The organism is Streptomyces sp. NBC_00631, assembly GCF_045206895.1.
Lineage (GTDB): Bacteria > Actinomycetota > Actinomycetes > Streptomycetales > Streptomycetaceae > Streptomyces.
This window is the reverse complement of the sequence record NZ_CP107734.1, coordinates 4,192,820-4,205,882: the sequence shown is the minus strand read 5'-3', so window position 1 is coordinate 4,205,882 and position 13,063 is coordinate 4,192,820. Positions and strand designations below refer to the sequence as shown.

Annotated in this window: 12 protein-coding genes; all 12 read left to right on the top strand. The window is 71.2% G+C overall.

Translation table 11 applies throughout. The features are described from left to right. The first annotated feature begins 373 nt into the window (after window positions 1–373). The 12 genes from OHB00_RS19280 (at window position 374) to OHB00_RS19225 (ending at window position 13,014) form a co-directional block, all read left to right on the top strand. The gene (locus tag OHB00_RS19280; protein ID WP_256215980.1) at window positions 374–745 is read left to right on the top strand and encodes a dehydrogenase; all 372 of its coding nucleotides are present in this window, start codon (window positions 374–376) and stop codon (window positions 743–745) included. Further along, entirely contained in the window at window positions 742–1,755 is a 1,014-nt protein-coding gene (locus OHB00_RS19275; protein ID WP_406436129.1) for an ester cyclase, read from the top strand. Before OHB00_RS19280 ends, OHB00_RS19275 begins: the two co-directional genes overlap by 4 nt. Window positions 1,756–1,866: 111 nt before the next feature. Continuing rightward, window positions 1,867–2,277: a nitroreductase family deazaflavin-dependent oxidoreductase gene (locus OHB00_RS19270; protein WP_406436128.1), complete on the top strand. Its 411-nt coding sequence runs from the start codon at window positions 1,867–1,869 to the stop codon at window positions 2,275–2,277. Next, the gene (locus OHB00_RS19265) at window positions 2,274–2,864 is read left to right on the top strand and encodes an NADPH-dependent FMN reductase (RefSeq protein ID WP_406436127.1); all 591 of its coding nucleotides are present in this window, start codon (window positions 2,274–2,276) and stop codon (window positions 2,862–2,864) included. Before OHB00_RS19270 ends, OHB00_RS19265 begins: the two co-directional genes overlap by 4 nt. Window positions 2,865–3,109: 245 nt before the next feature. Further along, window positions 3,110–4,414: a cation:proton antiporter gene (locus OHB00_RS19260; protein WP_406436126.1), complete on the top strand. Its 1,305-nt coding sequence runs from the start codon at window positions 3,110–3,112 to the stop codon at window positions 4,412–4,414. 156 nt (window positions 4,415–4,570) lie between these two features. Further along, entirely contained in the window at window positions 4,571–5,230 is a 660-nt protein-coding gene (locus tag OHB00_RS19255) for a hemerythrin domain-containing protein (RefSeq protein WP_406436125.1), read from the top strand. A gap of 60 nt (window positions 5,231–5,290) precedes the next feature. Continuing rightward, window positions 5,291–6,760, top strand: coding sequence for an MFS transporter (locus OHB00_RS19250; RefSeq protein ID WP_406436124.1), 1,470 nt, complete (start codon window positions 5,291–5,293; stop codon window positions 6,758–6,760). Window positions 6,761–6,895: 135 nt separating this feature from the next. Then, entirely contained in the window at window positions 6,896–7,816 is a 921-nt protein-coding gene (locus OHB00_RS19245) for a MarR family winged helix-turn-helix transcriptional regulator (protein WP_406445868.1), read from the top strand. A gap of 160 nt (window positions 7,817–7,976) precedes the next feature. After that, window positions 7,977–9,692, top strand: a complete 1,716-nt coding sequence (locus OHB00_RS19240; RefSeq protein WP_406436123.1) for an NAD(P)/FAD-dependent oxidoreductase — start codon at window positions 7,977–7,979, stop codon at window positions 9,690–9,692. Window positions 9,693–9,729: 37 nt separating this feature from the next. Continuing rightward, window positions 9,730–10,302, top strand: a complete 573-nt coding sequence (locus tag OHB00_RS19235; RefSeq protein ID WP_406436122.1) for a flavin reductase family protein — start codon at window positions 9,730–9,732, stop codon at window positions 10,300–10,302. A gap of 1 nt (window position 10,303) precedes the next feature. Beyond that, a complete protein-coding gene (locus OHB00_RS19230) occupies window positions 10,304–12,067 on the top strand; it encodes an acetyl/propionyl/methylcrotonyl-CoA carboxylase subunit alpha (RefSeq protein WP_406436121.1) in 1,764 nt (587 codons plus the stop codon). Window positions 12,068–12,072: 5 nt separating this feature from the next. After that, window positions 12,073–13,014 (top strand): hypothetical protein, encoded by a 942-nt coding sequence (locus OHB00_RS19225; RefSeq protein ID WP_406436120.1) that lies wholly within the window; start codon window positions 12,073–12,075, stop codon window positions 13,012–13,014. The last annotated feature ends 49 nt before the right edge of the window (window positions 13,015–13,063 follow it).

Genomic DNA, 13,063 nt, shown 5'->3' with positions numbered 1-13,063 from the left:
GTACGACCCCATAACCGGAGCGAATTCGAGTGGCCCTCCGCCGTCGCCCGGTATTTCCCGACCACCCCCGAGAAACCGGATCCGTGCGGGGATCCGGTGCGAAGCAGCCCCCGCGGCCCATCCCCCCCTGCCGCGGGGGCTTCTTCGGTTTACCCCCCTAACTATCAACTAGCTTCATCCAAAGGGAAGTTGACGCACCCGAACAGAGGTGTCACACTCTTTTCGGCGCCCCCATGCCCGGACGGCGGTGGCGCTTCTCACGGGTCCGTGCTTTCACGCCCGTGGCATCCTTCTCGAAATCCGAATCCGTGTCCCCACCGGGGGCGCGGATTTCTTGTTTTTCCCTCCGCCCCGACTTGAGGAAGTGTGGTCGATGCCTGTTTCCACCTGGACACCCGTCGGTCAATGGACGGGTACGGTCACGCACGACGGCGAGGTGGACGAGTACACCGTCGCCTTCGCCCCGGACGGCTCGCTCTCGGTCACCACCCGCAAGAGCACCGGCACCGGCGCCTGGACCGTCACCGGCGACGACTCGCTGGAGTTCTCCCTGCGCGAGGACTTCAACCTCGACGTCACCCAGATCAGCCCCAACGGCCACCGGGCCGCGTACATACAGATCGACATCACCGCGCGCCATGACGGCGACGCGCTCACCGGCGAGGGCAAGGCCGTCGTGCACGGCCCCGACGACGTCGTGATCTACGCGACGGACGCCCGGACCGAAGCGCGCCGGGTGTCATGACGGCCGAGGTGGCCCGGCTCACCGACGCGCTGAGCCTGCGGGACCTGGCCGGGCGCTATCTGGCCGGCCTCGACGAGGGCGGCTTCGACGAGACCTGGGCGAGGTCCCTGTTCACCGAGGACATCGAGATGACGTTCCCGGTCGGCAGCCACCAGGGCGTCGCCGGGGTGGCCGGCTTCACCACCGAGATCATGGCGCGCTGGGGCCGCACCCACCACCACGGCTCGGAGACCCAGGTCGAGGTCGACGGCGACCGCGCCGAGCTGAGCTGGAGCCTGATCGCCTCCCATGTGCACCACGGCTCGCCGCTGCCGCCGGATCCCACCCAGTACTTCCAGCTCGGCGGCCGGTTCACCGGCACGGCCCGGCGCACCCCCGACGGCTGGCGCTTCGACCGGCTGCGACTGCGGATCGTGTGGACCACCGGCGCCGTGCCCAGGGGAGTGACCCAGGTCGACCGACAGACCCTCGACACCCGAGGAAACACGCCCACTTCAGCCAAGGAGAACCCACCCATGCCGACCACGCTCACCGCGGACCAGCAGAAGGAACTGATCGAGAAGGTCTTCCACGAGGGCCTGGACCTGGGCGACCTGTCGGCCGCCGACCGCTACCTCACCGCCGACTTCCGCAACCACGGCAGCCACGACGACTCCATGCGCGGCCCGGAGGCGTTCAAGCACACCATCCGGATCCAGCAGTCCGCCTTCAGCGACATCAAGTACGAGATCCTCGACTTCATATCGATGGGCGACAAGGCCGCCATCCGCTGGGTCATGCACGGCCGGCACACCGGCCCGTTCATCGGCATCCAGCCGACCGGGCTGCAGGTGCAGCACCAGGCGATCATCTGGTTCCGCTTCGAGGGCGACCGGATCGCCGAGCGCTGGGGCATCGTCGACAACTTCGCCCTGGAGCGCTTCCTCAAGTCCGGCGGCAGGCCGGCCGGCCCGCTCACCCCGGCCGGCGGACCGGCCGGCGGTCCGGGTGCGGGCAAGCCCGCGGCCTGATCCGCCGCCCGGCCGCGTCCGGCCCCCGCTGACGGCGGCGGGGGCCGGACGCCGTGTTCCGGCCGTGCCCCGACGCAATCGAAGGACCTGACCGAGCAAGGGACTTGAGACATGCCGATCGACAGGAAAGTCGCCCGCTTCAACCGGCGGTTCGCCAACCATCTCGTCGGGCCGCTCTTCAGCCGGCTGCCCGGTTTCGGGAAGGTCCACCACCGCGGCCGCAGGTCGGGGCGCGAGTTCGCCACGCCCGTCAAGCTGTTCCGGCGCGGTGCGGACATCATCATCACGCTGCCGTACGGACCCGGCTCCGACTGGGTCAAGAACGTGCTGGCGGCGGGCGGTTGCGAGATCACCACGCGGGGCCGCCGGATCCAGGTCACCGGGCCGGTGGTCTTCACCGACGACGGCACGACGAAGATGCCCGCCCTGACCCGGCGGATCCTCTCCCGGGTCGAGGCCACCGAGTTCCTCGCGCTGACACCGGTCCAGGAGCCGGCGCGGATGCGGGCGGCCCGGCCGTGACCGCCGCCGGCCTGGTCACCCGGCCCGTGCGGGTGGCGCTGCTGGTCGGCTCCGCCCGCGACGGGCGGCTCGCCCCGGACGTCGCGGGCTGGTTCGCGCGGGTGGCCGCCCGCCGCGGCGACCTGGTCCTGGACGTCGTCGACGTGGCCGAGCACCCGCTCCCGCCGAGCCTCGACGCGGCCGACCCGCGGGCGGCCGCGCTGCGGCCCCGGCTGGGCGGGGCGGAGGCGTACGTGGTCGTCGTACCGGAGTACAACCGCAGTGTTCCCGGCCCGCTGAAGACCCTCATCGACAGCTTCCAGACCGAGTGGCAGGCCAAGCCGGTCGGCTTCGTCGGCTACGGCCTCGGCATGGCCGGCGGGGTGCGGGCGATCGAGCATCTGCGGCAGATCTTCGCCGAGTTCCACTGCGTGGGGATGAAGGACGTCGTGACGTTCCCGCGGGTGCTGGAGCACTACGACGCCGACGGCACGTTTCCGGCGGAGCCGGAGGGGGCCGAGACCGCGGCCAAGCTGATGCTCGACCAGCTCACCTGGTGGGCGACCGCACTCCGCGAGGCCAAGGCCGCCCGTCCCTACGGGACTTGAGAGTTCCGGCGCCGACGACGCGCCCGTTCAGGGGCGCGGGGCCGTATGTGATTTGCGGCTCCGCGGCGTGGGCGCGACGAGCCACGATGGCGCCGCAGCCGCCCGACAGCCGTGCCCGGCACGGCGATGCGCAGGAAGTGCCGCGATCCGTGGTGGACCGTCCGCGGGGCCGATGTGGCTGGTCGCGCGGTTCCCCGCGCCCCTACGGGCGCGTCACCTGAACCCCTCTGTATTAGGAGAACGCGATGGCAGCTGCCGCCCCCGATCCGCTCACGCCCCTTCTCGTCGCCGTGCCCGGTGTGATTCTCGCCTGCCGGGCCGGGGCGCAGCTTCTCAAGCGGTTCGGGCAACCCCCGGTCGTCGGCGAGATACTCGTCGGCATCCTGTTCGGCCCGTCCCTGCTGGGCTGGCTCTGGCCCGGCGCCCAGGCGTGGCTGTTCCCGCAGTCGGCGTTGCCGTACCTCGGCGTGCTCGGGAACCTCGGCCTGCTCGTGTTCATGTTCCTCGTCGGACTCGAACTCGACCTCAAGTCCCTGCGCGGGAACAGCAGAACGGCCGTCGCCGTCTCCCAGGCCGGCATCGCGCTGCCGCTGGTGCTGGGCACGCTGCTGGCCTTCGGCATGTACGGCGACTTCGCGCCGCCCGGCACCGGGAAGCTGCCGTTCGTGCTGTTCATCGCGGTGTCGATGAGCATCACCGCGTTCCCGGTGCTGGCCCGCATCCTGACCGACCGGGGCCTGTACCGGACCCGGGTCGGCGCGCTCGCCATGGCCAGCGCGGCCGTGGACGACGTCAGCGCCTGGTGCCTGCTGGCGGCCGTGGTCGCGGTGACGAAGAGCAACTCGCCCATGGAGGCCCTGATCACGGCCGGGTACGCGCTCGTCTTCACCGCCGTGATGTTCCTCGTCGTACGGCCGCTGCTGGCCAGATGGGCCGCACGCGCGGAACGCCGGTACGCCGACGGTGTCGTGCTGGTCGTGCTGTTCAGCGGGCTGAGCCTGGCCGCGTACGCCACCGACCGGATCGGTGTGCACGCGCTGTTCGGCGCGTTCCTGTTCGGTGTGGTCAGCCCGCGCGGCAGCCGGCGGATCGAGGCCACCGCGGTCCGGATGCGGGCCTTCGCCGTGCCGGTGCTGCTGCCGCTGTTCTTCGTCAGCACCGGGCTGAAGACCGATGTGGGGCTGCTGGGCGGCAGCGGCACGCAGTGGCTGTGGGCGGGGGCCGTGCTCGCGGTGGCCGTAGTCGGCAAGTGGGGCGGCGGCACGCTCGCGGCCCGGCTCTCCGGCCGCGACTGGCGGGACGCCATGTCGCTGGGCGCGCTGATGAACTGCCGGGGCCTGACCGAGCTGATCGTGCTCAACATCGGGCTCGGGCTCGGTGTCATCGGGCCCCAGCTGTTCACGGTCCTGGTGCTTATGGCGCTGCTCACCACGGCCATGACCACCCCCGCGCTGACCCGGATCCGCAGGGGGATCGACGAGGACCTCGGGCGGGAACCGGTTGGAATCGGCCAGGAAGAACCGGCCCTGGAGATCGCGAGAACCCGCTGACCTGCGCCTTCGGGCGCGGCAACCGCGTCAGCCACCGACCGGCGAATAGTTCTGGCCCTGATGGTTGGCTAATTGCTAGTTGGAAGCTTGATAGATAAGTGGGTTGACGATACTCTCGCAGTACGACGACGCAGTGAGGCAGTGAGGGAGAGACCGATGAGCCAGGACTTCAAGAACCTCGACATGACGATGATGTTCGCGATCCACGACGCGCTCCGCCGCGAGCTGGAGCGGATCGCCCGGATCACCGCGCGGGTCGACGAGGACCCCCGGCACGTACTGAGCACCGCGGTCGGCTGGGAGCTGTTCAAGAAGTTCCTGACCATCCACCACGTCTCCGAGGACGTGAAGATCTGGCCGGTCATGGAGGCGGCCCTGGCCGGCCAGAGCTCCGAACTGGCCCTGCTCGCCGACATGGAGGCCGAGCACGGCGTCATCGACCCGCTGCTCGCCGACATCGACGCCGCCCTCGCCGACCGCGACTCCGGCCTGGAGCGCCTGACCGGCCTGACCGACACCCTCTGCACGAAGCTCGGCGCCCACCTTGACCACGAGGAGCGGGACGCCCTGCGGCTGATGGACATCACGCTCACCCAGCAGCAGTGGCAGGACTTCTCCGCCGAACAGCGCACCCGCGTCGGCGACGACTCGGCCCGCTACCTGCCCTGGATGCTCGACGACATCGACGCCGTGAAGGTCGCGAACATCCTCGGCAAGATGCCCGAACCGCTGCGCAACGCCTACGAGAACGACTGGCGCAAGACCTACGACGACCTCGCCATCTGGACCCCCAGGGCTGCCACCACCAGCCGCTGACCGGATCCCGAGGGCTCCGCTCGACACCCCTCAACCCTGAGAGAGACACGGAGACATCCCATGTCGCTGCAAGACCGCACTCAGGCCGTCCCCAAGGCCGCGGCGCCGCCGCAGCAGGACGGCAAGCTCGGACTGGCCTTACTCGTGATCGCCGCGGCCCAGCTCATGCTCGTCCTCGACAACACGATCGTCGCCGTCGCCCTGCCCAGCATGCAGAGCGCCCTCGGGCTCAGCGAGTCCGGCCTCGGCTGGATCGTCACCGCCTACGCCCTGGCCTTCGGCGGTCTGCTGCTGGCCGGCGGCCGCGCCGGTGACCTCTTCGGCCGCCGCCGGGTCTTCCGCACCGGACTGATCCTGTTCACCGCCGCCTCGCTGCTCGGCGGCCTCGCCCAGAGCGGCGAACTGCTCATCGCCGCCCGCGTGATCCAGGGCGCGGGCGCCGCCATCGCCGCCCCCACCGCCCTGTCCCTGCTGGCGACCACCTTCCCGGCCGGCCCCGCCCGCAACAAGGCACTCGGTGTCTACGGGGCGATGGGCGGCCTCGGTTCGGTCGTGGGCCTGCTGCTCGGCGGCGCGCTCACCGAGTACCTGAGCTGGCGCTGGGTGATGTTCGTGAACATCCCGATCGCCCTGGCCGTCCTCTTCGGCACCGGCGTCCTCGTCGAGGGCGAGCGCGAGCGCGGCAAGGTCGACGTGCCCGGCGCGCTCACCGCCACCCTGGGCTTCGGCTCGCTCGTCTACGCCATCAACCGCGCCGGCGACAAGGGGTTCGGTGACAGCGTCACCCTGATCGGCCTGGGCGCCGCGCTCGTCCTGATCCTCGCCTTCGTCATCGTCCAGCGCGCCGCCGCGGCACCGATGATCCCGCGCGGGGTGCTCGCCGACCGGAGCCGCGTCGGCGCCAACCTGATCATGTTCCTGGTCGGCGCGGGCATGCTCGCCACCTTCTACTTCCTGACCCTCTACATGCAGGTCGTCAAGGGCTACGCCCCGATGGTCACCGGCGTCGCCTACCTGCCCTTCGCGCTCGGCATGGGCATCGCGGCCGGCGGCGTCGGACCGCAGCTGCTCGCCAAGCTGCCCGAGCGCAACGTGATCGCCCTCGGGCTACTCATCGCCACCGTCGGCATGGTCTGGTTCAGCTTCATCGAGCCCGGCCAGACCCCGTGGGCGGCGCTGCTGCCGGCCCAGCTGGTCGCCGGTCTCGGCCTCGGCATGGTCTTCGTGGCCGTGACCATCGTCAGCGTCCGCGGGGTCGCCCCGCAGGCCACCGGCGCGGCCTCCGGCCTGGTCAACACCGCCCAGCAGATCGGCGGCGCCATCGGCCTCGCCGCCCTCGCCGCGGCGGCCACCGCCATCTCCGACCACGAGCTGCCGGGCAGCGTCCCGCACGCCCTCACCACCGGCTACTCGTACGGGTTCCTGCTCGGCGGCGGCCTCTACCTGCTGGCCCTGATCGTGGCCCTGGCCACCCTCCCGGGCACCCGCCCCCAGCAGCAGGACGCCGAGCTCCCGCCCGTCGCCCTGTGACCGACCCCGGCGGCCCCGCCCTGACCGATCGGGCGGGGCCGCCGGTTTCCGGGGCCGGATCGGCCGGGAGGCCGTCGATATACTCGGGCAGGAGGTGCTGTCTTGCGGTACGAGAGCGACGACGATCGCGGCCCGGTGACCGGGACCGAGCAGACCGCGGAGGTCCCCGGAGTCCTCCCGGACTCGCTCACGGGCTTCATCGGCTACCTCCTGCGCCGCGTCTACGCCCAGTTCTCCGCCACCGACGACGGTGACGGCGGCGACTCCCGCGACTTCCTGGTCCTCGACGCGCTCACCGGCCGCGACTGGCAGTCCCAGCTCGACCTCGCGGAGCGGCTCGGCATCAACCGCACCATCATGGTCGGCGTCATCGACCGCCTGGAGGCCCGCGACGAGGTCCGGCGCACCCGCAACCCCGACAACCGCCGCCAGTACGTGCTCTCCCTGACCGACAAGGGACGCGAGGCCGTCGAGGCCAGCCGGCGGGCGGTCGCCGAGCGGGACGCCCGGCTCACCGCCGTACTCACGGACGAGGAGACCGCCCGGCTCGACGAGCTGCTGGCCCGGCTGCTGCCCGAGTCGGCGCAGCCCCTCGTGCAGGGCACCGAGTACCTGGTCGCGCAGGCCCACCACCGGCTGCGCAGGCACGGCGACGACAAGCTGGCCGGCACCGGCCTCAGGGTGCGGCACTACGGCCCGTTGTACGCCCTCGACGTCCTCGGGCCCATCGCCCAGCAGCGGCTCGCCGAACTGCTCGCCATCACCGGGCCCGCCGCCTCCCAACTCGTCGACGAACTGGTCAAGCTGGCCCTGGTCCGGCGGGGGCGCGACCCGCACGACCGGCGCCGGTACGCCCTGGAGGTGACCGACCTCGGCCGTGAGCAGCTCGCTGTCGTGGCCGGCGCCGTCGCGGGGCTCGCCGCCGACGTCTCCGCCATGCTCGGCCCCGGCGGCGAGGAGGAACTGCGCGGGCTGCTGCTGAAACTCCTGGCCCCGACGCATTCCGGTCCGGCATTCACGGAGCACGGCAAGTCCTCGGTATCCGCCAGGGGTTGACCCTCTGGCCAAAGGATGTCACGCTTAATTCAGCGGATTCACCGCGCCTTTTTCCAGGCTCTTCGCACCGTCCTTCCGGATTCCTTTCGGAAAGGCCGCGAGGGGCCTTTTTTCATGCTGATTTCCCGTTGCGCACCGCCCCTCGACGAAGGAGACAGTCATGGTCGCCAAGAAGACCGACGGCGCGCCGGAACCGGCGCGCACACCCGAGGACATGACCTTCGACGTCATCATCCTCGGCTCGGGCCTCGCCGGCTCCGTCACCGGTGCCGTCCTGGCCAAGCACGGCGCCAAGGTGCTGCTGGTCGACGCGGCCGCGCACCCGCGCTTCGCCATCGGCGAGTCCATGACCCCGCAGCTCGTGGAATGGATCCACATCCTCGCCGAACGCCATGACATACCCGAGCTGAAAAGCCTGGCAAGCGTCGAGGCCTCCACCCGTGACATCGGCCCGACCTTCGGCACGAAGGCCCACTTCGGATTCATGAAGCACGAGGTCGGAAAAGAGCCCGACCCGCGCGAGGCCACCCAGCTCGCGCTGCCGAAGATATTCCACCAGAACAGCCACATGTTCCGGCAGGACAGCGACTCCTTCATGTTCCACGTCGCCATCAAGTACGGCTGCACCCCCCGGCAGAACTGGCGGGCGAACGAGGTCGAGTTCGACGACGACGGCGTCAGCGTCCTCGGCCGCAGCGCCGCCCCCGGCGCCGAACCCGAGCTGTACCGGGCGAAGTACCTGGTGGACGCCTCCGGCTTCCGCTCCCCGCTCGCCGACAAGTTCGACCTGCGCGACAAGCCCACCGCCCGCTTCAAGCACCACTCCCGCTCGATGTTCACGCACTACGTGGGCATCAAGCGGTTCGACGACGTCAGCGGCCACCCCCAGGAGCTGCGCCCGCCGGCCGACTGGCACACCGGCACCATGCACCACCTCATCGAGCGCGGCTGGTTCTGGATCATCCCCTTCGACAACCACCCCAAGTCCCGCAACCCGCTGTGCAGCGTCGGCCTGACGATGGACGAGCGCACCTACCCCAAGCCGAAGGACCTCACCCCGGAGCAGGAGTTCCAGTCCTTCCTCGACAAGTACCCGGCGGTGAAGCGGCAGTTCGACGGCGCCACCCGGGTCCGCGAGTGGATCTCCACCGACCGGCTGCAGTACTCCTCCAGGCAGACCATCGGCGACCGCTGGTGCCTGATGTCGCACGCGGCCGGCTTCCTCGACCCGCTGTTCTCCCGCGGCCTGTCCAACACCATGGAGGTCGTCGACGCGCTCACCTCCCGGCTGATCCCCGCCCTCAAGGACGGCGACTTCTCGGCCGAGCGCTTCGAGTACGTCGAACGCGTCGAGCAGGGCCTGCTCCAGTACAACGACGACCTGGTCAACAGCTCCTTCATCGCGTTCTCCCACTTCCGGCTCTGGAACGCGGTCTTCCGGGTCTGGGGCTCCTTCATCACCCCCGGCACCATGCGGCTGACCCGGGCCCGCCTCAAGCACTTCAAGGACCACGACGACCGCCACTTCGACGAACTGGAGAAGGTGCCGCACCCGGGGCTGTGGTGGCCGCAGAGCGACTCCTTCAAGCGGATCCTGGAGACCACCGCCGAGACCTGCGAGAAGTACGAGGCCGGCGCGCTCACCGGCGACGAGGCCGCCGACATCGTCTTCGGGCTGCTCAAGGAGTCCCCGGTCGTCAACCCGGTCTTCGGCTGGAAGGACGAGGAGCAGCGGTTCATCTACCCGTCCACGCTGACCATGGCCCGCTTCCTGTACTGGGCCTCCGTCGAGGCGCCCGCCGAGATGAACAGCGTCGGCCGCGAGTTCCTGCTCGGCATCCTCAAGGCCGGCGCGAAGGTCCGCAAGCTCCTCTGACCTCTCCCGGAAAGGCCACTTCCAGAAAGGGATGCGCATGTCCGCAGCAGCGCGGTCGCTGACCCGCGCCGAAGAGAAGACCCGGATCGTCGAACCGCTGGACCTGCGCCGCGTGTGCGGCCTGTTCACGACCGGCGTCACGGTCATCACCACCGGCCCCGACGGCGACGCGGACGGCACCACCGTCAACTCGTTCACCTCGGTCTCGCTGGAACCCCCGCTGGTGCTGTTCTGCCTGCACCAGCAGTCCCGGCTGCACACGCTCCTGGAGCGCAGCGGCGGGTTCACCGTGAACTTCCTGTCCGGCCGCCAGCAGCCGCTGGCCCGGCACTTCGCCGGGCGCCGGGCCACCGCCGGTGCCGGCGCCTTCGAGGGCGTCCCGCACCACTTCACCGAAGACGGGCTGCCCGTGCTCAGCGAGGCCCTCGCCCATCTGACCTGCACCACCGTCGACGTGCACACCGCCGGCGACCACGACATCGTCATCGGCGAGGTGGTGGAACTCGGCGTCCCGGAGCACGGCCTGGAGCCGCTGATCTTCTTCGACGGCTCCCTGGGCCCGCTGGAGACCGGCACGGACCGCTTCCAGCACACCCGGCAGGCGTCCTGACATGCGCAGAGTGCTCATCGCCAACCGTGGCGAAATCGCTGTCCGCGTGGCCAGAGCCTGCCGGGACGCCGGGATCGCGAGCGTCGCCGTCTACGCCGACCCGGACCGCGACGCCCTGCACGTCCGGGTCGCCGACGCGGCCTTCGCCCTGGGCGGTGACACCCCCGCCACCAGCTACCTGGACATCGAGAAGGTCCTGCGGGCCGCCCGGGAGACGGGGGCGGACGCCGTCCACCCCGGCTACGGGTTCCTCTCCGAGAACGCGGAGTTCGCGCAGGCGGTCCTGGACGCGGGCCTGACCTGGATCGGCCCGCCGCCGTCCGCCATCCGCGACCTGGGCGACAAGGTGGCGGCCCGGCACATCGCCCAGCGCGCCGGCGCCCCCCTGGTGGCCGGCACCCCGGACCCGGTCTCGGGCGCCGGCGAGGTGGTGGCGTTCGCCGAGGAGCACGGCCTGCCGATCGCCATCAAGGCGGCCTTCGGCGGCGGCGGGCGCGGGCTGAAGGTCGCCCGGACCCTGGAGGAGGTGCCGGAGCTCTATGAGTCGGCGGTGCGGGAGGCGGTGGCCGCCTTCGGACGCGGCGAGTGCTTCGTGGAACGCTACCTGGACCGGCCGCGGCATGTGGAGACGCAGTGCCTCGCGGACCGGTACGGCAACGTGGTGGTCGTATCGACCCGTGACTGCTCGCTGCAGCGTCGGCACCAGAAGCTGGTGGAGGAGGCTCCGGCACCGTTCCTGACCCCGGAGCAGACCGCCGAGCTGTACCGGGCGTCCAAGGCCATCCTGCGCGAGGCCGGCTATGTCGGCGCCGGGACCTGTGAGTTCCTCGTCGGGCGGGACGGCACGATCTCCTTCCTTGAGGTCAACACCCGGCTCCAGGTGGAGCATCCGGTGACCGAGGAGGTCGCCGGCATCGACCTGGTCCGCGAGATGTTCCGGATCGCCGACGGCGCGGAACTCGGTTACGGCGACCCCGAGTTGCGGGGCCATTCGTTCGAGTTCCGGATCAACGGTGAGGACCCCGGGCGGGGGTTCCTGCCCGCGCCGGGCACGGTGACGGTCTTCGAGCCGCCGTCGGGACCGGGGGTACGGCTGGACGCCGGCGTGGAGTCGGGCAGCGTCATCGGGCCCGCCTGGGACTCGCTCCTCGCCAAGCTGATCGTCACCGGCCGGACCCGCGCGGAGGCGCTGGAGCGGGCCGCGCGGGCGCTCGACGAGTTCCGCGTCGAGGGGATGGCCACGGCTCTCCCGTTCCACCGGGCGGTCGTCCGGGACCCGGCGTTCACCGGCGATCCCTTCTCGATCCACACCCGGTGGATCGAGACCGAGTTCGTCAACGGGATCGAGGCCTTCACGGCGGCCCCGGCCGCCGGTCCGGAGACGGAGGAGGCCGGCCGCGAGACGGTGGTGGTCGAGGTCGGCGGACACCGGCTGGAGGTCTCGCTGCCGGCGGTGCTGGGAAGAGTCCCGGACCGGACCCTCGTGGGGGCGGCCGCCGCGCCCCGGACCCGCCGCCGCAACGCCGGCGGTTCCGCACCCGCCGCCTCCGGGGACACGCTCACCTCTCCCATGCAGGGCACCGTCGTCAAGGTCGCCGTCACCGAGGGGCAGCCCGTCCAGAAGGGCGACCTGGTCGTCGTACTCGAAGCCATGAAGATGGAGCAGCCGCTCACCGCGCACCGGTCCGGCACCGTGACCGCCGTCGCCGCCGAGGTGGGGCAGGCCCTCGCCGCGGGCGCCGCGATCTGCGAGATCAAGGACTGATCGCGTTGGCAGCACTCAGCTACACCGACGCCATGAACGGCGCCCTGGAGCGACTGCGTTCCGTGGGGTACGAGCACGGGCGCAGCTTCGTCAACCACGCCCCGATGGCCGCCGAGGCCCTGGCCCACATGGGATACGCCGACGAGGTGCCCGGCTGGGTGGAGGGGCATCTGCGCAGCCACACCTTCCACGACGTCCCCGAGCGGCGGTTCACCCTCGACCCGGCCGACGAGGCCGACTGGCGGCAGGCGCTCGGCGAGTTCGGCCGGGTCGCCGACTGGACCGCCCTGTTCGAGCGCGAGCTCGCCGAGGGCGAGTGGACCGACGTCCTGGCCCGCTGGTGGCCCCGGCTGCTGCCCGGCATGTCCGGGGTGCTCACGCACGGGGTGATCCGCACCGCGCACGCGGTGCGGGCGGTGGTGACCGCAGGACCCGACAACCACCGGCAACTGGCCGAGCTGGCGCAGGGGCTGGGGTACTGGGCGGCCAGGTACTCGGAGGGCGGGGTCGTCGTCGAGGAGAGCGGCGGCGAGGGCGGCGGCGACGTCGTGCAGGCGCTGGACGAACTCGTCGCCGAGTTCTCCGGGATCTACGCCACGCTCTCGCTGCGGCATCCGGTCCCGCTGATCCACTCGGTCACCGGGCCCGCCGCCGTACGGCTGGTGGTGGAGCATCTGCCGGCGGACCAGCGGTGGCCGTCGTACCGGGTCGCGCGGGCCGTCAGCCGCACCATGCTCGACTGGTTCCACGCCGTGCCCCGGCCCGCGGTCCCGCTGCCGGCCGCCCCCGACCCGGCCGCCCTGTTCGCCGAGGCCGTGCAGATCGGCGACGAGCACGCCATCAAGCTCGCCGAAGTGGCCGTACGGCACCAGGCGCTGGCGCCCGACCCACGGCACGCGGCGGCCGCGCACGTGGCCAACCGGGCGATCGGGCGCCTGTACCGCTGACAGTTCGTCTTCGCCGACGGTCTCCCCGACGGGACCGTACGGAACCGTT

Bases quoted from the DNA above. Each gene is read 5' to 3' on its own strand.
- OHB00_RS19255 (WP_406436125.1), top strand. From the start codon at position 4,571: ATGAGCCAGGACTTCAAGAACCTCGACATGACGATGATGTTCGCGATC.
- OHB00_RS19250 (WP_406436124.1), top strand. From the start codon at position 5,291: ATGTCGCTGCAAGACCGCACTCAGGCCGTCCCCAAGGCCGCGGCGCCG.
- OHB00_RS19270 (WP_406436128.1), top strand. From the start codon at position 1,867: ATGCCGATCGACAGGAAAGTCGCCCGCTTCAACCGGCGGTTCGCCAAC.
- OHB00_RS19240 (WP_406436123.1), top strand. From the start codon at position 7,977: ATGGTCGCCAAGAAGACCGACGGCGCGCCGGAACCGGCGCGCACACCC.
- OHB00_RS19230 (WP_406436121.1), top strand. From the start codon at position 10,304: ATGCGCAGAGTGCTCATCGCCAACCGTGGCGAAATCGCTGTCCGCGTG.
- OHB00_RS19235 (WP_406436122.1), top strand. From the start codon at position 9,730: ATGTCCGCAGCAGCGCGGTCGCTGACCCGCGCCGAAGAGAAGACCCGG.
- OHB00_RS19260 (WP_406436126.1), top strand. From the start codon at position 3,110: ATGGCAGCTGCCGCCCCCGATCCGCTCACGCCCCTTCTCGTCGCCGTG.
- OHB00_RS19280 (WP_256215980.1), top strand. From the start codon at position 374: ATGCCTGTTTCCACCTGGACACCCGTCGGTCAATGGACGGGTACGGTC.
- OHB00_RS19275 (WP_406436129.1), top strand. From the start codon at position 742: ATGACGGCCGAGGTGGCCCGGCTCACCGACGCGCTGAGCCTGCGGGAC.